The sequence below is a fragment of the Asanoa sp. NPDC049573 genome, assembly GCF_040676615.1.
GTDB lineage: Bacteria > Actinomycetota > Actinomycetes > Mycobacteriales > Micromonosporaceae > Asanoa.
In genome coordinates this window covers 407,767-428,340 of record NZ_JBFAPI010000006.1, presented here as the reverse complement: position 1 = coordinate 428,340, position 20,574 = coordinate 407,767, and the positions used below count along the sequence as shown (strand labels likewise).

21 protein-coding genes are annotated in these 20,574 nt (G+C 71.5%); 10 read left to right on the top strand and 11 right to left on the bottom strand.

What is annotated here, in order from left to right; genetic code table 11:
* Positions 1 to 67: 67 nt before the first annotated feature.
* Genes AB0J74_RS17455 through AB0J74_RS17440 form a run of 4 tightly spaced genes read right to left on the bottom strand, consistent with a single transcriptional unit; the run spans position 68 to position 3,559 of the window.
* Entirely contained in the window at positions 68 to 1,441 is a 1,374-nt protein-coding gene (locus AB0J74_RS17455) for an NADP-dependent succinic semialdehyde dehydrogenase (RefSeq protein ID WP_363448881.1), read from the bottom strand.
* An 8-nt stretch (positions 1,442 to 1,449) separates the two neighbouring features.
* On the bottom strand, positions 1,450 to 1,746 hold the full coding sequence (locus AB0J74_RS17450) for a DUF6343 family protein (RefSeq protein WP_363448879.1): 297 nt from the start codon (positions 1,744 to 1,746) through the stop codon (positions 1,450 to 1,452).
* 28 nt (positions 1,747 to 1,774) lie between these two features.
* Complete coding sequence (locus AB0J74_RS17445) at positions 1,775 to 3,022, bottom strand: gluconolaconase (RefSeq protein WP_363448877.1); 1,248 nt, start codon at positions 3,020 to 3,022, stop codon at positions 1,775 to 1,777.
* A gap of 33 nt (positions 3,023 to 3,055) precedes the next feature.
* Positions 3,056 to 3,559, bottom strand: a complete 504-nt coding sequence (locus AB0J74_RS17440; RefSeq protein WP_363448875.1) for a DUF1707 domain-containing protein — start codon at positions 3,557 to 3,559, stop codon at positions 3,056 to 3,058.
* A 198-nt stretch (positions 3,560 to 3,757) separates the two neighbouring features.
* On the opposite strand from AB0J74_RS17440, the gene AB0J74_RS17435 reads away from it, so the two are divergent.
* Together AB0J74_RS17435 and AB0J74_RS17430 are read left to right on the top strand one after the other, a co-directional pair.
* Positions 3,758 to 5,314, top strand: a complete 1,557-nt coding sequence (locus AB0J74_RS17435; RefSeq protein WP_363448873.1) for a histidine kinase — start codon at positions 3,758 to 3,760, stop codon at positions 5,312 to 5,314.
* On the top strand, positions 5,311 to 5,979 hold the full coding sequence (locus AB0J74_RS17430; protein ID WP_363448871.1) for a response regulator transcription factor: 669 nt from the start codon (positions 5,311 to 5,313) through the stop codon (positions 5,977 to 5,979). The genes AB0J74_RS17435 and AB0J74_RS17430 overlap by 4 nt, the downstream gene beginning before the upstream one ends.
* On the opposite strand, the gene AB0J74_RS17425 is transcribed toward AB0J74_RS17430, so the two are convergent.
* Positions 5,976 to 6,950 carry an EcsC family protein gene (locus AB0J74_RS17425; RefSeq protein WP_363448868.1) on the bottom strand — a complete coding sequence of 325 codons (975 nt, stop codon included), beginning with the start codon at positions 6,948 to 6,950 and terminating at the stop codon, positions 5,976 to 5,978. The genes AB0J74_RS17430 and AB0J74_RS17425 overlap by 4 nt on opposite strands.
* A 180-nt stretch (positions 6,951 to 7,130) precedes the next feature.
* Between AB0J74_RS17425 and AB0J74_RS17420 the strand changes: the two genes are divergently transcribed.
* Positions 7,131 to 7,997 carry a hypothetical protein gene (locus AB0J74_RS17420; RefSeq protein ID WP_363448866.1) on the top strand — a complete coding sequence of 289 codons (867 nt, stop codon included), beginning with the start codon at positions 7,131 to 7,133 and terminating at the stop codon, positions 7,995 to 7,997.
* A gap of 7 nt (positions 7,998 to 8,004) precedes the next feature.
* On the opposite strand, the gene AB0J74_RS17415 is transcribed toward AB0J74_RS17420, so the two are convergent.
* Complete coding sequence (locus tag AB0J74_RS17415) at positions 8,005 to 9,129, bottom strand: hypothetical protein (protein WP_363448864.1); 1,125 nt, start codon at positions 9,127 to 9,129, stop codon at positions 8,005 to 8,007.
* Positions 9,130 to 9,541: 412 nt separating this feature from the next.
* Here AB0J74_RS17415 and AB0J74_RS17410 point away from each other — a divergent pair, with 412 nt between their 5' ends.
* On the top strand, positions 9,542 to 10,462 hold the full coding sequence (locus AB0J74_RS17410; RefSeq protein ID WP_363448862.1) for a PAC2 family protein: 921 nt from the start codon (positions 9,542 to 9,544) through the stop codon (positions 10,460 to 10,462).
* Between the two features lie 6 nt (positions 10,463 to 10,468).
* Complete coding sequence (locus tag AB0J74_RS17405) at positions 10,469 to 11,239, top strand: exodeoxyribonuclease III (RefSeq protein WP_363448860.1); 771 nt, start codon at positions 10,469 to 10,471, stop codon at positions 11,237 to 11,239.
* Positions 11,240 to 11,257: 18 nt separating this feature from the next.
* Here the strand turns inward: AB0J74_RS17405 and AB0J74_RS17400 are convergent, their stop codons facing one another.
* Both AB0J74_RS17400 and AB0J74_RS17395 read right to left on the bottom strand, forming a co-directional pair.
* Positions 11,258 to 11,860 (bottom strand): class F sortase, encoded by a 603-nt coding sequence (locus AB0J74_RS17400; RefSeq protein ID WP_363448858.1) that lies wholly within the window; start codon positions 11,858 to 11,860, stop codon positions 11,258 to 11,260.
* A gap of 4 nt (positions 11,861 to 11,864) precedes the next feature.
* A complete protein-coding gene (locus AB0J74_RS17395; RefSeq protein ID WP_363448856.1) occupies positions 11,865 to 12,362 on the bottom strand; it encodes a hypothetical protein in 498 nt (165 codons plus the stop codon).
* Between the two features lie 187 nt (positions 12,363 to 12,549).
* Between AB0J74_RS17395 and trmB the strand changes: the two genes are divergently transcribed.
* From trmB to AB0J74_RS17380, 3 genes are read left to right on the top strand one after another with little or no spacing between them, the layout of a single operon-like run.
* Complete coding sequence (gene trmB / locus AB0J74_RS17390; protein ID WP_363448854.1) at positions 12,550 to 13,233, top strand: tRNA (guanosine(46)-N7)-methyltransferase TrmB; 684 nt, start codon at positions 12,550 to 12,552, stop codon at positions 13,231 to 13,233.
* On the top strand, positions 13,230 to 15,743 hold the full coding sequence (locus tag AB0J74_RS17385) for a DUF3516 domain-containing protein (protein ID WP_363448852.1): 2,514 nt from the start codon (positions 13,230 to 13,232) through the stop codon (positions 15,741 to 15,743). The genes trmB and AB0J74_RS17385 overlap by 4 nt, the downstream gene beginning before the upstream one ends.
* 57 nt (positions 15,744 to 15,800) lie before the next feature.
* A complete protein-coding gene (locus AB0J74_RS17380; protein ID WP_363448850.1) occupies positions 15,801 to 16,427 on the top strand; it encodes a hypothetical protein in 627 nt (208 codons plus the stop codon).
* Positions 16,428 to 16,491: 64 nt separating this feature from the next.
* On the opposite strand, the gene AB0J74_RS17375 is transcribed toward AB0J74_RS17380, so the two are convergent.
* Positions 16,492 to 17,016, bottom strand: coding sequence for a hypothetical protein (locus AB0J74_RS17375; protein WP_363448848.1), 525 nt, complete (start codon positions 17,014 to 17,016; stop codon positions 16,492 to 16,494).
* Positions 17,017 to 17,078: 62 nt separating this feature from the next.
* Here AB0J74_RS17375 and AB0J74_RS17370 point away from each other — a divergent pair, with 62 nt between their 5' ends.
* Both AB0J74_RS17370 and AB0J74_RS17365 read left to right on the top strand, forming a co-directional pair.
* Positions 17,079 to 17,828, top strand: a complete 750-nt coding sequence (locus tag AB0J74_RS17370; RefSeq protein ID WP_363448846.1) for a GNAT family N-acetyltransferase — start codon at positions 17,079 to 17,081, stop codon at positions 17,826 to 17,828.
* Positions 17,829 to 17,838: 10 nt separating this feature from the next.
* A complete protein-coding gene (locus tag AB0J74_RS17365) occupies positions 17,839 to 18,570 on the top strand; it encodes a hypothetical protein (protein WP_363448844.1) in 732 nt (243 codons plus the stop codon).
* A gap of 17 nt (positions 18,571 to 18,587) precedes the next feature.
* Here AB0J74_RS17365 and AB0J74_RS17360 read toward each other — a convergent pair whose 3' ends face one another.
* Positions 18,588 to 19,406 carry a DUF427 domain-containing protein gene (locus AB0J74_RS17360; RefSeq protein ID WP_363448842.1) on the bottom strand — a complete coding sequence of 273 codons (819 nt, stop codon included), beginning with the start codon at positions 19,404 to 19,406 and terminating at the stop codon, positions 18,588 to 18,590.
* An 18-nt stretch (positions 19,407 to 19,424) separates the two neighbouring features.
* The gene (locus tag AB0J74_RS17355; RefSeq protein WP_363448840.1) at positions 19,425 to 20,450 is read right to left on the bottom strand and encodes a DUF4331 family protein; all 1,026 of its coding nucleotides are present in this window, start codon (positions 20,448 to 20,450) and stop codon (positions 19,425 to 19,427) included.
* Positions 20,451 to 20,574 lie beyond the last annotated feature (124 nt).

Genomic DNA, 20,574 nt, shown 5'->3' with positions numbered 1-20,574 from the left:
ACCAACTACAGAGATAATTCTGCAAACAAAATTCTGCAATAGGACGGCGGTCGGGTCGATCTCCTGGTCAGCCGACCCAGACGGTCTTGGCGTTGCAGAACTCGCGGATGCCGAGGTCGGCCAGCTCGCGGCCGTAGCCCGAGTCGCGTACGCCGCCGAACGGGAGTTCGGGGTGGGACGTGGTCATGCCGTTGACGAAGACCTGTCCCGCGTCCAGGCCGGCGATCAGCCGCTGTTGCTCCGCCGGGTCGGTGGTCCAGGCGTTGCTGCCCAGTCCGTACTCCGTCGCGTTGGCCACCTCGATCGCCTCCTCCACCGACTCGACGCGGTAGAGGCTGGCGACCGGGCCGAACACCTCCTCGCCGAACAGGCGCATGTCGCGGGTGATATCGGTGACCACCGTGGGCGGGTAGAACCAGCCCGGCCGGTCCGGCGGGCGACCGCCGGTCAGCACCCTCGCGCCCTTCGCCACCGCGTCGTCGACCTGGGCCGCCACCTCGTCGCGCCCTTCGCGGGTGGCCAGCGGGCCGATCTTCGTCGCGTGGTGGAGCGGGTCGCCGACCTGGAGCTCGGCCATCTGGTCGGTGAACGCGCGCGCGAACGCGTCGTAGACGTCGCCGTGCACGATGAACCGCTTGGCCGCGATGCAGGACTGGCCGTTGTTCTGGCAGCGGGCCCGGACCGCCGTGTCGACCGCGCGGTCGAAGTCGGCCGACGGGAGCACCACGAACGGGTCGCTGCCGCCCAACTCCAGCACCATCTTCTTCAGCGCGCGGCCCGCGATGGCGGCCACCGAGCGGCCCGCCGAGGAACTGCCGGTGAGCGTCGCGGCGCGTACCCGATGATCGAGCAGAATGCCTTCGATGGCGTCGGAACCGACCAGCAACGCCTGGAACGCACCGGGCGGGAAACCCGCGTCGCGGAACAGGCTCTCGAGGAAGAGCGCGGTCTGCGGCACGTTGGAGGCGTGCTTGAGCAGGCCGGGATTGCCGGCCATCAGGGCCGGCGCGGCGAACCGGATGACCTGCCAGAGCGGGAAGTTCCACGGCATCACCGCGAGGACCGGACCGAGCGGTTCATAACGGGTGTACGCCTGCGTGGCGCCGACCGCGACCGCGTCGTGCGGCTCGTCGGCGAGGAACGACTCGGCGTGCTGCGCGAAGTAGCGGCACGCGCTCGCGCACTTGGCGGCCTCGTCCTTGGCCTCCATGACCGGCTTGCCCATTTCCAGGGTGACCAGCCGCGCGACCTCGGTTTGGCGGCCCTCCAGCACCAGCGCCGCCTCGCGCATCCAGGCGGCCCGCTGGTCGAAGGTGGACGCGCGCAGCGCCGCGGCCGCCTCGACGGCGTTGGCCAGGATCTCCTCGATCTGCTTCTCGCCCATCGGCTCGAACGTCTGGAGCATCTCCCCGGTCGCGGGGTTGGTCGTGGCGATGGGCATGAAGTCTCCTATTCGAACATCGAGTGATGCACCCCGGGCTCGGCACGGCGCCGGGCGCGGCGGCGCAGTTGCACGACCACCACGTCGACGAGCGCCGTCAGCGCGACCACGCCGCAGATCACCGCGAGGACCAGCAGGTCGGCCCGGGCGCTGAGCCAGGTCAGCACGACGAACACGACCAGACCGAAAAGGGCCAGGACCAGACGGAGATTGAGCGCCGAGTACGGGTGCCCGACGGTGCCCCGAGCCCCGCGTGGCTGCGGACTGACCTGGCGCGACGGACGCTGCGGCGGGTTTCCGGCCATACGGGACGACTACCCGCCGCCCGGCCGGTTAACCGGGCGGCGGCGTAAAGCGGAAGACCAGGCCGCCGAGATCGTCGCTGACCAGCAGCGACCCGTCGGGGAGCCGGGCGATGTCGACCGGCCGGGCCCACGGTGAGTCGCTCCCGATGAAGCCGGTCGCCAGGTCGTGCTGGTCACCGGGGCGGCCGTCGACCCACGGAAAGTTGATCACTTTGTAGCCGGTGGGTTTGCTCCGGTTCCACGAGCCGTGCAGGGCGACGACCGCGCCCAGGTCGGGCACGAAGGTCAGCCCGAGTGGCGCCGAGTGTGCCTGGATGCCGAGGTCGACCGGGGTGGCGGCGGCACAGTCGGCCGCCGCGCCCTCGCGGTTGAGCTCGTAGTCGCGCTGGTAGGGCATGTCCCGCAGGCCGCCGGACGGGTCGGGGTTGCAGAACGGCCAGCCGTAGAACGCGCCCTGCCTGATCCGGATGAACTCCTCCGGGGGGTGGTTGTCGACGTACGCCGTGTCTTTCTTTCCGGTCGCCGGGTCGATGATGTTGTCCCGGTTGTTGACCACCACCCAGAGGTCGTGGGTGCCGGGCGCGATCGCCAGCCCTTCGGCGTTGCGCAACCCACGGGCAACCAGGGCCCGGTTGGCATTGTGCCCGGCCGCGTCCCACCGGTAGATCGCGCCGCGGATCGGGTCGCTCGTCGTGTCGGAGGCACAGGCGTTGCAGGTCGACGCGATCGCGACATAGAGGCTGTCGCCGTCGACCGCGATGTTCTTGAGCACGTGGCCGTAGGTGCCGTGCAGTTCCGGCAGGCTGTCGTCGGGCAGCCCGTCGACCACCACCTCGGCCGCGCCCGCGGTGCCGGCGCCGGCCACGTAGGGATAGCGGACCACCTGGTCGGCCGCGGAGACGTAGATCCACTGCCGGCCGCCGACGGTGGCCAGCACCATGTCGTGCGGGCGGTCGAGCCCGGAGAGATAGGTGGCCGCGGCACCGCCGCCGGCCGGCACGCGGGCGACCGTGCCGGCGTTGGGTTGCGACACCAGCACGGAGCCGTCGGGAAGAGCGAGGAGGAAGCGGGCCTTCGGCACCCGTGCGTAGACCGCGGCGGTCCAACCCTCGGGCAGGTTGACCGTGTGGGCAACGCCGGCAACGGGGACCGGGACCAGGCCGGCGCCCGGCGAGACGGCGCCGGTTGGCGCCAGTTCGGCCGGCGCGCCGGAATCGCAGCCGGCGATGAGCGCGGCCAGCAACGCCAGGAGAGCTATGGGGCCGGCCGGGCGCATTCCTGCAACCTACCCGGCCGGCCCCGATCTACATCAATGGCCGTATCGGCCGTGTCCGTACCAGTCGCGCCGCCCCCGCCAGTCGCCACGACCCTGCACGTCGCCCCGCGTGTACCAGTCGCGGTAGCGGGACGAGTAGGCCCGCCGCCCCCAACTGGCCCAATGAAGGAAGAACAGCAGCACGATAAGTGGAAATACCGGGAAGAACAGCGCGCCGTTGGCGATGAACAAAGCGGCGAACAACACGCCGACGGCGGCGAGTACGCCCGCCCGGCGGCGCAGGAACAGCCGCATCTCGGCCTTCGCCTGTGCCTCGGCCTCGGGCGTGCGCACGAGTGCCCCGCGACCTCCGTCCGGCAGGTCCGCGGTCAGCGGGCCGAGCTCGTCACGGTAGGTCGCCTTGTAGGCCGCGGTCAGCCGCTGCTCTCCCTCGTCGAGATTCAGCCGCCCCTCGGTCATCGCGGCGCGCAGGATGGTCGCGATCTGTTCGCGTTCGGCGTCCGAGGCTCGAAGCCGCGGGCCAGATGGCGTGGTCATGGCTCCCTCCGCTCATGTCGACCTCCTTCAAGACTGCTCCTTTCCGCGATGGATTGCCTGCGGCCTGTGACGGCTCTCGCCCTACTCCCCGAGGAGTAGACGGGTGGGGCCGATGAGGCGTTCGTACGCCCCACGGGGTACACCCGTCCCAGCTCCCGGCCGATGCCCGGGCTTGGTCCGGTGCCCTAGCGTCGGTGCATGCCCAGCGCGCCGGACGCCCACGACGCGTGGCCGCGCGCGCCCTGGGCGCGGACCGGCAAACCGCGGCGCTACGGCCGGCACGGCGGTGCGGCCCTGGCCACCCTGGTGTCGTTGGTGCAGGTGATCGGTGCCGAGGCCGCTGCCCGCGATGACCAGACCTGGGGCGAGCTCACCTATCCGGGCGCGGCGCTGCTGCTGACCGGTTCGATCGCGCTGGTCTGGCGGCGCCGGGCACCGTTGCCGGTGCTCGCCGTCGTGCTGGCCGCCACCGTCGCGTACGCCCTCTCCGGTTATCCGCATGGTCCTTTCTTTCTGGCGGCGACGGCGGCCTACTTCGCCGCGGTGGCCGCGGGCCGGCGCTACCCCGCGCTGGTGCTGGCCGCGAGCGCCGTGACGGTCTACATCGCCTGCGGCTGGTGGTTCGCAGGTGAGCTGGGCGTGCCGGCGCCGTCGGCGGTGTCGCCGCGGGACGCGGTCGCGGCGGTCGTCTGGCTGGTGGTCTCGCTGGCCGCGGGCGAGTTCGCCCGGGTGCAGCGCGGGCAGCTCGCGGAGATGGCCAGGATGCGGGCCGAGCAACGGCGGGCCCGGGAAGAACAGGAGCGCCGGCAGGCCAGCGAGGAGCGGCTCCGGATCGCCCGCGAACTGCACGACGTGCTCGGGCACCACCTGTCCCTGATCAACGTGCAGGCCGGGGTCGGCCTGCACCTGATAGACCAGCAGCCCGAACAGGCGCGGGAGGCCCTGACAGTGATCAAATCAGCGAGCGCGGAGGCATTGCGCGAGGTCCGGTCGGTGCTGGCCGCGCTCCGGCCGGCCGAGGAGGCGGCGCCGCGGGAACCGGCGCCCGGGCTGGCCCGGCTGGCCGAGTTGACCTCCGGTGCCGGGTTGCCGGTCGCGACAACGGTGACCGGGACGCCCCGGCCGCTGCCGGCCGAGGTCGACCGGGCGGCGTTCCGGATCGTGCAGGAGGCGCTGACCAACGTGCGCCGGCACGCGGGCCAGGGGGCGACGGCGACGGTCGCGGTCGCCTACCGGCCGAAGGAGGTCGCGGTGAGCATCGTGGACGACGGCACGGCCCACGCGCCGACCGGCGTGGCCGCGGAGTCGGGCGGCGGTGCCGCGGAGTCGGGCTGCGGTGCCGCGAGTGCGGGCTCGGGTGCGGGCGCGGACTGGGGCTCGGACTCGGGCTCGGGCTCGGGTGCGGGTGCGGGCGCGGACTGGGGCTCGGGCTCGGGTGCGGGTGCGGGCTCGGACTGGGGCTCGGGCTCGGGTGCGGGTGCGGGCGCGGACTGGGGCTCGGGCTCGGGTGCGGGTGCGGGCTCGGACTGGGGCTCGGACCCGGGCTCGGACCCGGGCTCGGGCGCGGGCGCGGGCGCGGGCGCGGACTCGGGCGCGGGCGCGGACTCGGGCGCGGGCGCGGACTCGGGCGCGGGCGGCAACGGGATTGCCGGGATGCGGGCGCGGGCGGCTGCGCTGGGCGGCACGCTGACCGCCGGGCCGGGCGACGGCGGTGGCTGGCGGGTCGAGGCGGTTCTCCCGGACGCCGACCGATGATCAGCGTGCTGCTGGCAGACGACCAGGCGCTGGTGCGGGCGGGGTTCCGCGCGCTGCTCGACGCCGAGGACGACATCGCCGTGGTGGCGGAGGCCGGCGACGGGTTGGCCGCGGTGCGGGCGGCCGCCGCGACGCGGCCCGACGTGGTGCTGATGGACATCCGGATGCCGGGCGTCGACGGCCTGGAGGCGACCCGCCGGATCACCACCGACCCGGCGTTGTCGGCCACCCGGATCGTCATCCTGACCACGTTCGAACTCGACGAGTACCTGTTCGAGGCGCTCCGGGTCGGCGCGTCCGGCTTCCTGGTCAAGGACACCGAGCCGGTCGACCTGATCCGCGGCGTGCGCGCGGTCGCGGCCGGTGACGCGCTGCTGTCCCCCGGGGTCACCCGGCGGGTGATAGCCGAGTTCGCGGCCCGCGACCGCCGGCCGGCGCCGCCCTTGCCGCCACCGGACCAGCTCACCGACCGGGAGCGCGAGGTGGTCGCGCTGGTCGGCGCCGGCCTGTCCAACGACGAGATCGCGGCCCGCCTGGTGGTCAGCCCGGCCACGGCGAAGACCCACGTCAGCCGCGCGATGATCAAGCTGTCGGCGCGGGACCGGGCGCAGCTCGTGGTGTACGCGTACGAGGCCGGCCTGGTCCGTCCGTCCTGGACGGACTAGCCCTGCCGCGGGCCCGGCAGCTGTTGCGGCGTCGGCCAGTAGGTGGCCCGCGGGCGGTAGAGGTCGCGGGTGCGGTTGGCCAGGTCGGTGGTCGCCGAGGAGTTCGCCCAGGTGCCGAGGATGATGGCGGCACCCGGGATGATCTTCGCGAAGATGCGCTTGGCGGCCCTGATGCCAGCCATCTGGGCCAGCTTGACGCCGAGCTTGCCGAGCACCTTGTGCATCGGCGCGCCGCTGCCGCGCAGGAGTGCGCCGGCCTTCTCCCGACCGGCCGCGACGCCCAGCGCCAGTCGGGCGGTCTCGGCGACCTTGTGCACCTTCTGCAGCACCAGCAGGTCGGTGGCGCGTTCCGGTTCGCGCGGGTCGACGCCGTAGGCCGCCGCGACGTGCAACACCATCCGCGCCTGGTTCCAGGCCAGCACGCCGACGTCGAGGACCGCGCCGGCGATGCCGGTCGCGCCGGAGACGGCGCCGGAGAGCCGGGCCAGGTTGACGAACTTCTTCACCGCGAGGTCGGCCAGCGCGTCCGGCGGTATGCCGGGCCGCTGCGCACGGGTGCGCATCCCCCACTCGTGGGCCTCCGGGCCGAGCCGGCGGACGGCCTCGAGCGCGAGATGCTCGGGCGCATATTGCGGGTCGGCCTTCATCTTGTCCCAGAGCCCCGCGGGCGGCGCGGCGGCCGGATCGTCGTCAGTCTCCGGAGCCTCACCCTGCGGCGCCCCGGCCTCGGCCCGCGGACCACCAGGCTGCGCGGTGCCGGACCCCGGAGCACCAGGCTGCGCGGTGACTGACTCCGGAGCACCACCCTGCGCGGTGACCGACTCCGGAGCACCACCCTGCGCGGTGCCGGGCCGTGGGGCGTCGAACCGGGGCGCTTCCGGCCAGAGGTCGGTGGCGTCCGGGGGCGCCGTGTCCGATCCGGACGGTGGCGCGGGGGGCGGGGTGTCGGCACCCGTGTCGGGGTGGGTCACGGCGTCCTCCGGGGGAAATGGGGAGGGACCCTTTGTACCCCAGCCGCACCACCGCCGAACCAGGACCGAACCAGGATGCGGCCTCGACCGGCCGGTGGACGGCCTTATCCGTTCCACTGGTTCACCCCGGGCATGCATTTGCGGTAGCGTCGCCAGCCGGACTGACCGTGATCAAGAACCGTGAGGGTGCGCATGTCGGCGGCCGGCGACGACCAGGGTGAGCTGCGGATCGGCGGCTGGCTGCCACCGGCGGAACCGGTGGAGACCGATGCCGACGCTCAGGTCACCCAGGTGATTCCGGCCGTCCGCGACGAGCAGCGGCCACCCCGGCCGGTGCCGACGCACGGCCCCGACGGCGAGACCGTCGAGGAGCCGAAGCGGCGGGGGCGGCGTACCGCGGTCGCGGTTGCCGTGTCCGTGGCCACCGTCGCGGTCGCGGTCGGCATACCCCTGCTGATGTCCGCTTCCGATCAGCCCAAGCCGCCCGACCAGCGGGTGCTGCCGGCGCCGTCGGCGATCACCGTCAGCGACTGGCCGGAACCGAGCGCGACGCCGACGGGCCGGCCGAGCCGCCCGCCGGCCAGTCGCGGCGCGGTCCGCGGCGCGGAGCACGCGACGCGACCGCCGGCCACGAACAGGCCGACCGACAACGCGGCGCCACCGCCGAAGACGACGGTGACGCTGGAGGCCGAGGCCGCCGACCTCGACGGCTGGGCCAGCACCCGGCGGGTCGACTCGGCGTCCGGAGGCATGGTGGTCACCCGGATCGGCTACCGCCGGAGCAAGCTGACCTTCAGCACGCCCGCGGTGGCCGCCGCCGGCGACTACGACGTGGTCGTCTCCTACGTCTCCGACGAGCAGCGGCAGGCCGAGGTCGAGGTCAACGGGCGCGACGCCGGGCGCTTCGAGTTCGGGTCGAGCGGCGGCTGGGAGTCGGTGAAGACGATGACGGTCCGGCTGCCGTTGGCAGCCGGACCGAACATCATCGAGTTCAGCAACTCGGATGGTTGGGCGCCCGACCTGGACCGGATCACCCTCACCTACTAGTCGCGCCTCAGTTCATCAGGGCGTCGACAACCGCCTGGGCACGGTACTCGTGCTGGGCGTAGGCGTCCGGGAACGCCGACACCTGCACCGTCTGGGCGGCGACCGACAGCGGCATGTTCTTCCAGTTCGGCACCTGCTTGAGGGCGTCCAGGAAGGCACCGGCCGAGTACGTCGGGTTCATCAGGTTCTTGACCGAACCCCAGCCGGAGGTGGACCGCTGCTGGAACAGGCCGACCGAGTCGTGGTCCGAGCCGCTGCCCTGGTGGGCGTAGTTCATCGACTCGGGAACGACGTCGCTGGCCAGGTTGAGCAGCTGGCTCTCCTGCATCGAGGTCGCGATCGCGATGACCGCGCCGCGCTCGCCCATGCCCTTGGCCTCGGCGACCTTGACGATCGCCATGGCGTTGTTCATCTGGGTCTGGCTCAGGCCCATGACCGGCTTCGGCTGCACCGGGCGCACCGTCTTCGGCTTCGCCTTGTGCGCGGCCTTCGGCTTGGCCTTGGCCTTGTCGTGCTTGTCCTCCGCCTTGGGGTGGACAGCCGCGGGGGCGGGCTTGTCGGCACCCTTGGCGGCACCGGCCGCGGGGGCGGGCTTGTCGGCACCCTTGGCGGCACCGGCCGCCTGCCCACCGGCCGAGGTGGGCGGTGCGGACGGGTACTGACCGATCTCGGCGTTCTTGACCGAGTCGACAGCGGCGACCGCGGCGGTGGTGCTCCTGGTGTCGTCGTGGTTCTGGGTCGCGGCGGCCGTGCCGGCGGCAGCGGCCACGCCGACGGCGGCCAGCACGCCGGTCGCGATCGCGACCCGGGCCGGGCCGCGTTCGCCGAGCGCGCTGCGCATCTTGTCGTACGCGGGCATGGCGGTCACGCGGTCGCGGGAAGCGGTCCACATGCCGGCGGCACGCTCGGCGTACGGGTTTGCCTTGATCGAGTCGGCCTTGCGAGCGGTCTGCTGCGCCAGCCGGTGCCACTGCCCCCGGGTCGCGGTGTTGATCTTCGAGGTACGGAAGACGAGTCGCTCCTGGAGGCGGCGGGCGCCGGTCGTGGGCCGTTCGGTCGAGTTGGTTTCGGCTGAACGGTCCGCGGGGGTAGCGGCGCCGTTCTCGGGCTCGAGGGTGTGGTCGTCACGCATTGGACGAGGCTAGGCAGGCGCCAACCCGATTACCCACTGTTATTTAGTGGCAGTTGCCACAAAAGCCGAATACCTAATCGGTCAGTCGATATCGGTCGCTCACTGCCTGCACATAGCCACGCGTAAGGGGCAAGTCGTGAAATGGCCAACCACATGGGCTCTCCTACATTTTAGTCCGATTTCGAATACACGTAGCGTGACGATCGATCACCGCCTGTGTGCGGCCGTTCGACCCCGGTTCGACGACCGCCAACACCCCTCTGGAGTACCCGCACGGCTACTCTGCGTATAGAAATTGCGTCCTCGCCGGAAGGAAGGCCGGGCTAACGTCAGCTGCCGGTGGAATGCAGGAAGATGGACGCGTGGTTTCCCATACCGGGAACCCACCACAACTCAGGGAGGTAGGACCGCGGTGCTCGATCCGCACGCGCTCTACGAGCTAGCCGGCGACCTGCCCGACATGGGTCAGCCGGTGCTGATCCAGACGCTGTCCGGCTTCGTCGACGCCGGCAACGCCACCCGGCTCGCCCGCGAACATCTCCTGGCCTCGGCCGAAAGCCGCGTCGTCGCGACATTCGACATCGACCAGCTGCTCGACTACCGGTCCCGGCGCCCCCCGATGGTGTTCGTGGAAGACCATTGGGAGGAATACGCGGATCCGACGCTCGAGCTGCACATGCTCCGCGACGACGCCGGCACTCCTTATCTCATGTTGGGTGGCCACGAGCCCGACCTGCATTGGGAACGATTCACCAAGGCCGTCATGAGCCTGATCGACCGGTTCCGGGTCAGCGTGACCATCGGGCTCAACTCGATCCCGATGGCCGTTCCGCACACCCGCCCGGCCGGCGTCACCGCCCACGCCACCCGACGCGAGCTGATCAGCGGCTACGAGCCCTGGCTGCAGCGGGTGCAGGTGCCCGGCAGCGCGGGCCACCTGCTGGAGTTCCGGCTCGGCCAGGCCGGCAAGGACGCGATCGGGTTCGCCGCTCACGTGCCGCACTACGTCTCACAGGCCGAATACCCCGCGGCCGCCGAGGTGCTGCTCTCCTCGGTCTCCCGCACCACCGGTCTCCTGCTGCCCACGGAGGGCCTACGGACGGCGGCCGAGGCGGTGCGCACCGACATCGACCGCCAGGTCGAGGAGACGAACGACGCGGCCGGGGTGGTCCGGGCGCTCGAGGAGCAGTACGACGCGTTCACCCGCGGCCGCACCGGCACCAACCTGCTCGGGCCCCAGACCGGCCCGCTGCCCACCGCCGACGAACTCGGTGCCGAGCTGGAGCGCTTCCTCGCGTCCCAGCCCCGCCCGGGCGACAACCCGGGAAACTAGTTACCTATGCGGCTCGCCACCTGGAACGTCAACTCGGTCAAGGCCAGGGAGCCCCGGCTGCTGGCCTGGCTCGAGGAGAAGAAGCCCGACGTCGTCTGCCTACAGGAGGTCAAGTCGACCACCGAGCAGTTCCCGACGGAGCAGGTCGGTGAGCTGGGTTACACCGCGGCGACGCACGTCGACGGGCGGTGGAACGGCGTCGCGATCCTCTCCAAGGTCGGCGTCGACGGCGTGGTGCGCGGCTTCGCAGGCGAGCCGGGCTACCCGGAGCCGGAGACCCGGGCGATCTCCGCGACCTGCGGCGGTGTGCGGGTCTGGTCGATCTACGTCCCCAACGGGCGTACGCCCGAGGACCCGCACTACCAATACAAGCTCAAGTGGCTGGCGGCGCTGCGCACGGCGGTGGCCGCCGACCTGGCCGCGCACGGCGACCTGGTGGTCTGCGGCGACTTCAACGTGGCACCGACCGACGCCGACGTCTGGGACCCGGCGGTCTTCGTCAACTCGACCCACGTCACCGCGCCGGAACGGGCGGCGCTGGCCGCGCTGCTCGAGACGGGGCTGCGTGACGTGGTGCCCACGCCGATGAAGGGTCCGTTCCCCTTCACCTACTGGGACTACCGGGCCGGCATGTTCCACCAGAACAAGGGCATGCGGATCGATCTGGTGTACGCCACCCCGAAGCTCGCGGACGGCGTCAGGGCGGCCGTGATCGACCGCGAGGCCCGCAAGGGCAAGGGCCCGTCCGACCACGCGCCGATCATCGTCGACCTCTAGCTTGCGCGCCTCGATCAGTCAGTCGTCGCGCGCCTCGACGAGAGAGGCGAAGACGACGATGTTGTCGACGTAGCCGATGCTGCCGCCCTTGAACTCGCCGCCGCAGGTGATCAGCCGCAGCGCCGGGCGGCTGAAGTCGGCGTAGATCCGGTCGATCGGCTGGTCGGCCTTCTTGAACTTCTCCACCGAGTTGACCTCGAAAACCGCCACCGAGTCGTCGCGGCGGACGACCTCGACCCGGGCGCCCGGTTTCACCTTCGACAGGTCGTGGAAGATCGACGGGCCGGTGTGGGTGTCGGCGTGACCGACCAGCACCGCAGGGCCGTACTGCCCCGGTGTGGGGCTCTTGTCATACCAACCCGCTTGGTTGTGCCGCTCGAGCGGCGGCACCGCGATCGACCCGTCGTCGGCCATTCCCACGTCGCTGACCTTCGCGTCGACCTTGAGCGACGGGATCCGGATCTCCACCGGCCGGCTCGGCACCATCACCGGGAAGCGGCCGGGCGGCGGCACGTCGTCGGGGCCGAAGGCGCCCTTCTCCACCGCGCCGGCGAAGGTCGCGATGCCGCCGACCGCGATCAGCAGCGCGGCGAGCGGGCCGGCGAGCTTGCGCTTGGCCATCGGCTCAGGCGGCCCGCCGCCGGCGCACCGTCATCACCGCGAGCACCACGCCGGCCGCCAGCATCACGACGCCGGTGCCGAGCACCAGGCTGCTGTTGTCGTCGCCGGCCGTGCCGCCGAACCCGGTCGCCGGGCCGCGGCTGGGTCGGTTGCCGTTGACCACGTTGATCGTGGTCGAGGCGGTGCCGCTGAACAGGCCCGGGCAGTCGAGCACGACCCGGTAGGACCGGGCCCGGGTGTCGGCCGGCACGGTGACCGCGCCGGTCAGGTAGCCGAACTGCGGTTTGACGGTGACCTCGCCGAACGCGGTCGACTCGACGATGGCCGGCTCGGTGTCCTGCGGCGGGTCGTCGTCGGCCGCGGTGCAACTCGCCCGCAGGCCCACGATGTAGCCGGCCTCGACCGTGCTCGGGTTGACCTCGACGAACCGCCCCTCCGGCACGGCGACGGCCGTGGGGGTGGGCGTCGGTGCGGGCGCGGCGAAGGCCGGCGCACCTGACATGACGACGATCCACGCGGTGATCGCGACTGTCGCTATAGCCCGACGACCGGACATCGTGACCTCCCTGCCGCCCGTGCGTCGATTGTCGCATTTGGAGCGCCGAGGCGACACCTGCCAAAATCGCTCAGTGAGTGCTACTGCGATGCCGGAGGCCTCGGGTCCTCAGACGCCAGGCCGCTCCCGCGGCATGACGTCTTCCGGTCGTTACATCCGGACCTTCCACAACCGTGGCGGGCGGATGGGTGATCGGCATCACGATGCGCTCGAACGGCTCTGGCCGCTGTACGGAATGCCGGTTTCCGACGCCCCACTGGACGCGGCCGCCGTGTTCGGCCGCGCGGCGCCGCTGGTGGTGGAGATCGGCTCCGGGATGGGCGACGCGACCGCGGCCATGGCCGAGGCCGACCCGGCGCGCGACTATCTGGCCGTCGAGGTGCACGTTCCCGGCATCGCCAACCTGCTCGGGCACATCGACGACCGCGGGCTGCGCAACCTGCGGATCGTCCGCGGCGACGCGCTGGAGATGATGCGCCACATGCTCCCGGCCGACCGGTTGGCGGCGGTGCACGTGTTCTTCCCCGACCCGTGGCCCAAGCTCAAGCACCACAAGCGGCGGCTGATCCAGCCCGCACACGTGGCGCTGCTGCGCTCGCGGCTGGTCCCCGGGTCGGGTGTGCTGCACTGCGCGACCGACTGGGCCCCGTACGCTGCGTCGATGCTCTCCACCCTGTCGGCCGACCCCGAACTGGTGAACACCGCCGACGGGTACGCGCCGCGGCCGGCCCACCGCGCCATCACGCACTTCGAACGGCGCGCCGCCCGGCAGGGGCGCGACGTGTTCGACCTGGTCTTCCAGCGGCGCGCCGCGTGACCCTCGCCGACCGGATTCCCGCGCAGGTCACCCCCGACGCCTTGTTCGAGGCGTTCGTCGAGTGGACCGGCGAGCAGGGCATCACCCTCTATCCACACCAGGAAGAGGCGTTGATCGAGCTCGTCTCCGACGCCAACGTCATCCTCAACACCCCCACCGGCTCCGGAAAGAGCCTGGTGGCGACCGGTGCGCACTTCGCGGCGCTGGCATACGGGCGGCGCACCTTCTACACCGCGCCGATCAAGGCGCTGGTCTCGGAGAAGTTCTTCGACCTGTGCCGGATCTTCGGTGCGGAGAACGTCGGCATGCTGACCGGCGACGCCGCCGTCAACGAGACCGCGCCGATCATCTGCTGCACGGCCGAGATCCTGGCCAACATCGCGCTGCGCGACGGCACGTACGCCGACGTCGGTCAGGTCGTGATGGACGAGTTCCATTTCTATGCCGAACCGGACCGCGGTTGGGCCTGGCAGGTGCCGCTGATCGAGTTGCCGCACACCCAGTTCCTGCTGATGTCGGCGACCCTCGGCGACGTCTCCCGGTTCGAGACCGACCTGACCCGGCGCACCGGGCGGCCGACCGCGGTGGTCAAGTCGGTCGATCGGCCCGTGCCGCTGATGTTCACCTACGCGGTCACGCCGATGCACGAGACGCTGACCGAGTTGCTGGAAACCCGGCAGGCACCGGTGTACGTCGTGCACTTCACCCAGGTCGCCGCGCTGGAGCGGGCGCAGGCGCTGATGTCGGTCAACGTGGCGACCCGGGCCGAGAAGGACATGATCGCGGAGACGATCGGCAAGTTCCGCTTCGCGGCCGGCTTCGGCCGCACGCTCTCGCGCCTCGTGCGGCACGGGATCGGCGTGCACCACGCCGGGATGCTGCCGCGCTACCGCCGGCTGGTCGAGACGCTGGCCCAGGCCGGGCTGCTCAAAGTCATCTGCGGCACCGACACGCTCGGTGTCGGCATCAACGTGCCCATCCGCACGGTCCTGTTCACCGGACTGTCCAAATACGACGGCACACGGGTACGGCTGCTCAAGGCCCGCGAGTTCCACCAGATCGCGGGCCGGGCCGGCCGCGCCGGCTACGACACCATCGGCACGGTGGTGGTGCAGGCGCCGGAGCACGTCATCGACAACGAGCGGGCGCTGGCCAAGGCCGGCGACGACCCGCGCAAGCGGCGCAAGGTGGTCAAGAAGAAGCCGCCGGAGGGCTCGATCGGCTGGGGCCGGGCGACGTTCGAGCGCCTCATCGAGGCCGAGCCCGAGCCGCTGCAGTCGTCGTTCCACGTCTCGCACGCCATGCTGCTCAACGTGATCGGCCGGCCGGGCGACCCGTTCAAGGCGATGCGCCACCTGCTGACCGACAACCACGAGGAACCGGCCGCGCAGCGCAAGCACATCAAGCGCGCCATCGCCATCTACCGCGCGCTGCTCGCCGGCGGCGTGGTCGAACGGATCCCGCCCGACGCGACCGGCCGCACGGTGCGGCTCACCGTCGACCTGCAGGCCGACTTCGCGCTCAACCAGCCGCTCTCGCCGTTCGCGCTGGCCGCGATCGAGTTGCTGGACCGCGAGTCGCCGGACTACTTCCTCGACGCGCTGTCGGTCATCGAGTCCACACTGGACGACCCGCGCCAGGTGTTGTCGGCGCAGCGGTTCAAGGCCCGCGGCGAGGCCGTACAGGCGATGAAGTCCGAAGGGATCGAATACGAGGAGCGGATGGAGCTCCTCGAGGAGGTCACCCACCCCCGGCCGCTCGCCGACCTGCTCGACGACGCCTACGCGATGTACGCGCGCGGCCATCCCTGGGTGTCCGACTACGAGTTGGCGCCCAAGTCGGTGGTCCGCGACATGTACGAGCGGGCCATGACGTTCGGCGAGTACGTCGCGTTCTACGGCCTGTCGCGGTCGGAAGGGTTGGTGCTGCGCTACCTGGCCGACGCCTACCACGCGCTGCGCCGGACGGTGCCGGAGGATTCCCGCACCGAGGAACTGTGGGACCTGATCGAGTGGCTCGGCGAGTTGGTCCGGCAGGTCGACTCCAGCCTGCTCGACGAGTGGGAGCGGCTGCGCGACCCGCTGTCGGTCGACGAGGAGGTCGACGGCATCGAACGGCCGCCGCCGGCGGTCACCCGCAACAAGCGGGCCTTCCGGGTGCTGGTCCGCAACGCGCTGTTCCGCCGGGTCGAACTCGCGGCGCTGCGCGACTGGGAGTCGCTGGGCGAGTTGGACGGCGCGGACGGTTTCACCGCTTCCGAGTGGGCCGCGGCCCTGGCTCCCTATTACGACGAGTACGGCGACATCGGGGTGGGTCCCGACGCCCGCGGCCCCGCCCTGTTGCTGATCGAGGAGAAGGCCGACCGCTGGGAGGTCCGGCAGATCTTCGACGACCCCGAGGGCGACCACGACTGGGCCATCGAGGCCACCGTCGACCTGGCCGCGTCGGACAGCGCCGGGGTCGCCTCGGTGACCGTAACCAGGGTGGGCACAGCGGCCGGTTTCGATTAGAATAGGTGTACGAAAATCGCCGCTGACCAGCGGAGATCTTGGAAGCTGGAGGGCCATGTGACCGCACCCGCCGTCCCTTACGCCACTCTTCTCGCGTTCGCCCGCTACGTCGACCGCACCGGCCCGGCCAAGGCCACGTTCGTCGGCGGCCTCCGCAAGCAGCGCGAGAGCCGCTCCGGCTTCAACCCACACGCCCAGCTCGTCAAAGCCCTCAAAAGCGACATAGCGTTCAAGGGCGCCGGCCGCCACCTCCACGCGGTCGTCAACGAGGTCAAGCCGCGCTACAAGCCGCTCTACGAGTCGCTCCTGCCGGGCGCGCTGACCTATCTCGGCACATTGGACAAAGACACCGAGTTGGCCCAGACCCGCGACGCGATCGCCATGCTGGGCGACCTGCCCGTGAAGATCAACCCACACTTCGGCCTCCGCCATCCCGACGGCCGCGCCGAGGCCGTCCGCCTGCACCTCGACGAACAGCCGCCCAGCCGGGAGACCGTGATCGCCACCCTCCACCTGATGTCCCGCCACATCGACCAGGTCCTGCCCCACGCTGACCCGGTCCTGGTCGACCTCCGCCGCGGCGTCGTCCACCGCCCCGACCCCTCGGTCAAGCCCGACCAGGTCGAGCAGTGGCTGGCCGGCGAGGCCGCCGCCTTCCGCGCCACCTGGTCCGTCGCCGCCTAGGTTCGTCCGGCCGCCCACCCCGTTCCCCCTCCCCGGCCCCCCGGGGGTGGGGTGGGCCCAGCCCTCAGGTCGTGATCAGCGGCTCATAGCGGTTGCCTTCCGACGTGTTGACGAGCACGAACTCTTCGCCCGCGCCGAGCGCGACCTCACGCAGGCGAGACAGGGCGTCCTCTTCGGTGGGCAACGTCAGCCCCAGCACGGCGGCGACGCGGTCGCGCTGCGCCACCAGATCCGGGATGTCCGCGACATACTCCGCCGCGGCTTGCTGACTCTCCGCGGCGGTGCAGTCCGGGCAGTCGCGCCACCACGGTGCGACCAGCAGCAGTCGCAGCAGTTCGGCCAGGCCGATGGCGAGCAGCGCGGCGCCGCCTTCGGAATCCGCGTAGAGGATCGGACGGTCTTCTCCGCCCGCACCACAGAAGAAGTAGGTCCCACCGGAGCCGTCGCCGGCAAACCCTTCCAACGCGGCGCCAGACCGGAGGTGGACCTCCTCGACATGGTCGCCGCGGTCCAGGCCAAAGTCCCCCGGCCAGTCGAGGAAACGAGCGACGTCAGCGTTCTGGCGAATGATCGCGACCAACGATTGCATGCGAGGCACCTTAGGACCTGCCCGCCGCATCGGTGGGGGCGCCGTTCGCCTACGGTCGACGGGTGCCCGTCCGTCCTGACGACCTCGACCTGACCTACTCGCTGCTGTGCGACGACGACGGCGCCGTGCTGGCCCGGCTGATCCTGCGCGACGACGTCGCCGAGTCGGTCCGCCCGGCCGCCGGGGTGCCGGTGGGACGGGTGGCCGGGCAGGCGCGGCGCGACCTGGCCGGGCTGACGCTGGAGACCGCCGACGAGGCCCTGGTGGCCGCGCTCGGGCTGCCGCTGCGCCGGGCCGCGACCGAGATGCGGCACGACCTGGCCGACCTGCCGGCCCCGGCCGCCCTGCCGGACGGTTGGTCGCTGACCGCGGGCGGCTGGGACGACGACCTGGCCTCGGCGCTGGCGGCGGCGTACGCGCCGGGTCATCCCGACGGCGGCTGGACCGGGAACGACACCACAGCGGTGACCGCGATGTTCGACAAGGCCGACCCGGTGCCGCCGCTGGCGCCGGCGTGTGCCCGGCTGGTCGGCCCCGACGGTCGCAGCGCCGGTCACGTGCTCTGCGCCGGCCCTGTGCCGTGGACCGACTACCGCTGCGCGTGGGTGCTCAACCTGGGCGTCGGCGCGACGGCGCAGGGCCGCGGCCTCGGCCGGGCGCTACTGGTGCACGCACTGCGCGGCACGCACGCGGCCGGCCTGCCGGCGCTGGCCCTGGCGGTGACCGACGGCAACCCGGCCCGCCGGCTCTACGACCGGGCCGGCTTCCGGCCGGTCGCCCGGGTGCTGACGGTCGAACTGCCCACCGGATAACCTTCCCGGCGTGGAGATCGTGACGCGGGCCGATCGGCCCGACCTCGACGAGCAGGCGGCCGAGGTGTTCCGGGAACGGTGGCCGGAGTTCATCTTCCACGACGACGTACCCAAGAAATATCTGTCCCGGGTCGAGGAATACTTCGCCCGCTACGACATCGTGGTGCTCGACGGCGGCGTGGTCGTCGCCGGCGGCTGGGGTGTGCCGCTGGCCTGGACCGGCGAACCCGACGACCTGCCGAGCGGCTACGACGACGCGATGGTGCGCGCGGTCGAGGGCCGCGAGGCCGGCACCGCTCCGACGACGCTGAGCTTCATGGCCGCGGCGGTGGGCGCGGCACACGACAGGCGCGGCCTGGCGACGGTGGTGCTGACCGAACTGACCCGGCGGGCCCGCCAGGACGGCCTGGCCCACGTCATCGCGCCGCTGCGTCCAACGTGGAAGCACCGCTACCCGCTGGCGTCGATGGCCGACTACGCCACCTGGACCCGCGCCGACGGCCTGTCGGTCGACCCGTGGATCCGCACGCACCAGCGGATGGGCGCCCGGGTGCTCGGCCCGGCCGCCCGCTCGATGGTCATCGAAGGCACCGTCGCCGAGTGGGAAAGCTGGGCCGCCATGCCCTTCCCGGTCACCGGCCAATACGTCGTCCCCGACGCCCTCAACCTCGTCAGCATCGACCGCGAGCGCGACCGCGGCGTCTACGTCGAGGAGAACCTCTGGGTCCAGCACGGCTCATGAGATCGCCGAGGTCCGGACTAGGCGACGCCGAACTCCTCGCGCAGCGACCGGACGACGGCCCCGCCCGGGCGGTCGCGCAGTTTCCCGTCGACCGTCACGTCGAACAGGTCGTCGTAGAACGCGACCAGGCCGCCGATCCCGGCCGCGTCGGGCAGCGGGTCCGGATAGGACCAGACGACGTTGGCCCGGTCGCCGGTCGACCAGTAGGACGCCTGGCCCTTGTAGGGGCAGTAGGAGGTCTGGTCGCTCGGCGTCAGCTCGACCGCGACGTCTTCGCGCGGCAGGTAGAACCGCACCGGCAGGTTGGTCTCGAAGACCAGCACCGGTCGGGTGGTCTCGGCCAGCAGCGTGCCGCCGTCTTCGATCCGCACGTGCCGGGAGCTGGCCCGCGCGTCGACCCGGTGGTAGGGGTCGCGTGGGTGGGAGTGGATCCGCTCTTCTTCCTCGAACCACCCGTCGAACGCGGCGAAGTCGAGCACGGCGTGGTCGCGCAGGTCGGCGTCGGCCGGCCGGAAGGCCGCCCCGGCACGGGTCTGGCCGCCGGCCGAGAGGTCGAACGCCTCGCCGGCCGTCGAGTGCACGGTGAAGGGGATCCCGGGGTGCAGGAACCCGGGCCCGCCGGGTGAGACCGGGCCGGCCGACGAGAGCGAGGCGCGCAGGTCGGCGGCCGGCACCGCGTAGGTCGGCACGATCCGGCGAGGTTCCCAGACCAGCACGGCATTGGTGGTGTCCACGATGGTCTGGCCGCCGAGCGTCGCGCGTACCCGCTTCTCGGTGGGTTCGTGCCTCAGCTCTTTGAACTGCTGCCCCATCGCGTCGCGCATCCGGGTGCTCATCCCACCACTTTGGCGCAGTCAGCTCGCCGGCACCACCCACGGGAACTCGTCGCGGCGCATGTCGGCCGCCACGGACGGGCCCAGGCCGGAGCTCGTGGCGCTGTCCAGGACGAGCGAGAACATCACCTCGGGGGCGTTGTCGGCCAGCGTGCGGCCGTTGATGCCGGTGAAGCCGAAGCTGGCCGGTGTGCCCACGGTGTAGGGCATGATCTCCGGGAAGATCCGCTGGGAGACCAGGTAGCCGTAGCCCTCGGGATCGACGCAGTTGCCGTTCGCGGCGACCACGGCGGCGACCTTCTCGGCGATGTACTTGCCGTCGGCGTTGCGGTCCTCCGACGGATGCCGCTCGTTGGCGGGGTTCGAGAAGTCGGTGTCGTCGGGCCAGAAGATCGGCCACATCATCGGCAGGCCGAACCGGTTGATCTGCCGCCAGCCGCCGTCGTCGGTGGCGAGCTTGGTGGCGCACCAGACGCCGATGTCGGCGCCGGGCCGCAGCCGCGGGTGGTCGTGCTTGACCTCGAGCACGATCGAGTAGACCTGGGAGCCGGCGAAGGTGTTGTTGGGCGTGCCGGAACGCCACGTCGACAGGTCGACCCTGGTGCCGTCCTTGACCGCGGCGTTGATCACGGCCAGCTCGTCGAGGTCGATGTAGAACGGGTCGTTGATCCGGCCGGCCCAGACCCGCACGCTGCCCTCCTCGATCACCTGGCCGGTGCGCCCGCTGGCCACCGGCCGGCCGCTCCCGTCGTCTCCGCGGGCGTCCGTGCCGAGCAACTCGAACACCTGGTAGGCCTGCTGGCCGTCGGACTCGACCGGCTCGAACGCCACCCGGAAGGTCAGCTCCTCGTGGTCGTTGCCGGCGAGGTGGATCCGGAACTCGTAGCGGGCCTCGGGGTGGAAACCGGGCGGGACGTTGGGCTCGGTGATGTTGGAGTTGACGTCCATGACGAAGGCGGTGCAGCCCTCGCCGCCGAAGACGTAGAGGTCGTTGAGGAACAGCTGGCCGCTCTGCCGCGCCAGCGGAGTGTCGAGGTGATGGGACATGGCGGGGCTCCTTCGCCGCACGGGAAGCTTCTGACGTTACCGGCGAATGGGTCGCTACCCGGGTGGAACGATCCTTTAGGAACTTTCACCCATCGATCCCCCGATGTACCGCTCGGACGCCACC

Bases quoted from the DNA above. Each gene is read 5' to 3' on its own strand.
- AB0J74_RS17455 (WP_363448881.1), bottom strand. From the start codon at position 1,441: ATGCCCATCGCCACGACCAACCCCGCGACCGGGGAGATGCTCCAGACG.
- AB0J74_RS17450 (WP_363448879.1), bottom strand. From the start codon at position 1,746: ATGGCCGGAAACCCGCCGCAGCGTCCGTCGCGCCAGGTCAGTCCGCAG.
- AB0J74_RS17445 (WP_363448877.1), bottom strand. From the start codon at position 3,022: ATGCGCCCGGCCGGCCCCATAGCTCTCCTGGCGTTGCTGGCCGCGCTC.
- AB0J74_RS17440 (WP_363448875.1), bottom strand. From the start codon at position 3,559: ATGACCACGCCATCTGGCCCGCGGCTTCGAGCCTCGGACGCCGAACGC.
- AB0J74_RS17435 (WP_363448873.1), top strand. From the start codon at position 3,758: ATGCCCAGCGCGCCGGACGCCCACGACGCGTGGCCGCGCGCGCCCTGG.
- AB0J74_RS17430 (WP_363448871.1), top strand. From the start codon at position 5,311: ATGATCAGCGTGCTGCTGGCAGACGACCAGGCGCTGGTGCGGGCGGGG.
- AB0J74_RS17415 (WP_363448864.1), bottom strand. From the start codon at position 9,129: ATGCGTGACGACCACACCCTCGAGCCCGAGAACGGCGCCGCTACCCCC.
- AB0J74_RS17405 (WP_363448860.1), top strand. From the start codon at position 10,469: ATGCGGCTCGCCACCTGGAACGTCAACTCGGTCAAGGCCAGGGAGCCC.
- AB0J74_RS17400 (WP_363448858.1), bottom strand. From the start codon at position 11,860: ATGGCCAAGCGCAAGCTCGCCGGCCCGCTCGCCGCGCTGCTGATCGCG.
- AB0J74_RS17395 (WP_363448856.1), bottom strand. From the start codon at position 12,362: ATGTCAGGTGCGCCGGCCTTCGCCGCGCCCGCACCGACGCCCACCCCC.
- trmB (WP_363448854.1), top strand. From the start codon at position 12,550: ATGACGTCTTCCGGTCGTTACATCCGGACCTTCCACAACCGTGGCGGG.
- AB0J74_RS17375 (WP_363448848.1), bottom strand. From the start codon at position 17,016: ATGCAATCGTTGGTCGCGATCATTCGCCAGAACGCTGACGTCGCTCGT.
- AB0J74_RS17360 (WP_363448842.1), bottom strand. From the start codon at position 19,406: ATGAGCACCCGGATGCGCGACGCGATGGGGCAGCAGTTCAAAGAGCTG.
- AB0J74_RS17355 (WP_363448840.1), bottom strand. From the start codon at position 20,450: ATGTCCCATCACCTCGACACTCCGCTGGCGCGGCAGAGCGGCCAGCTG.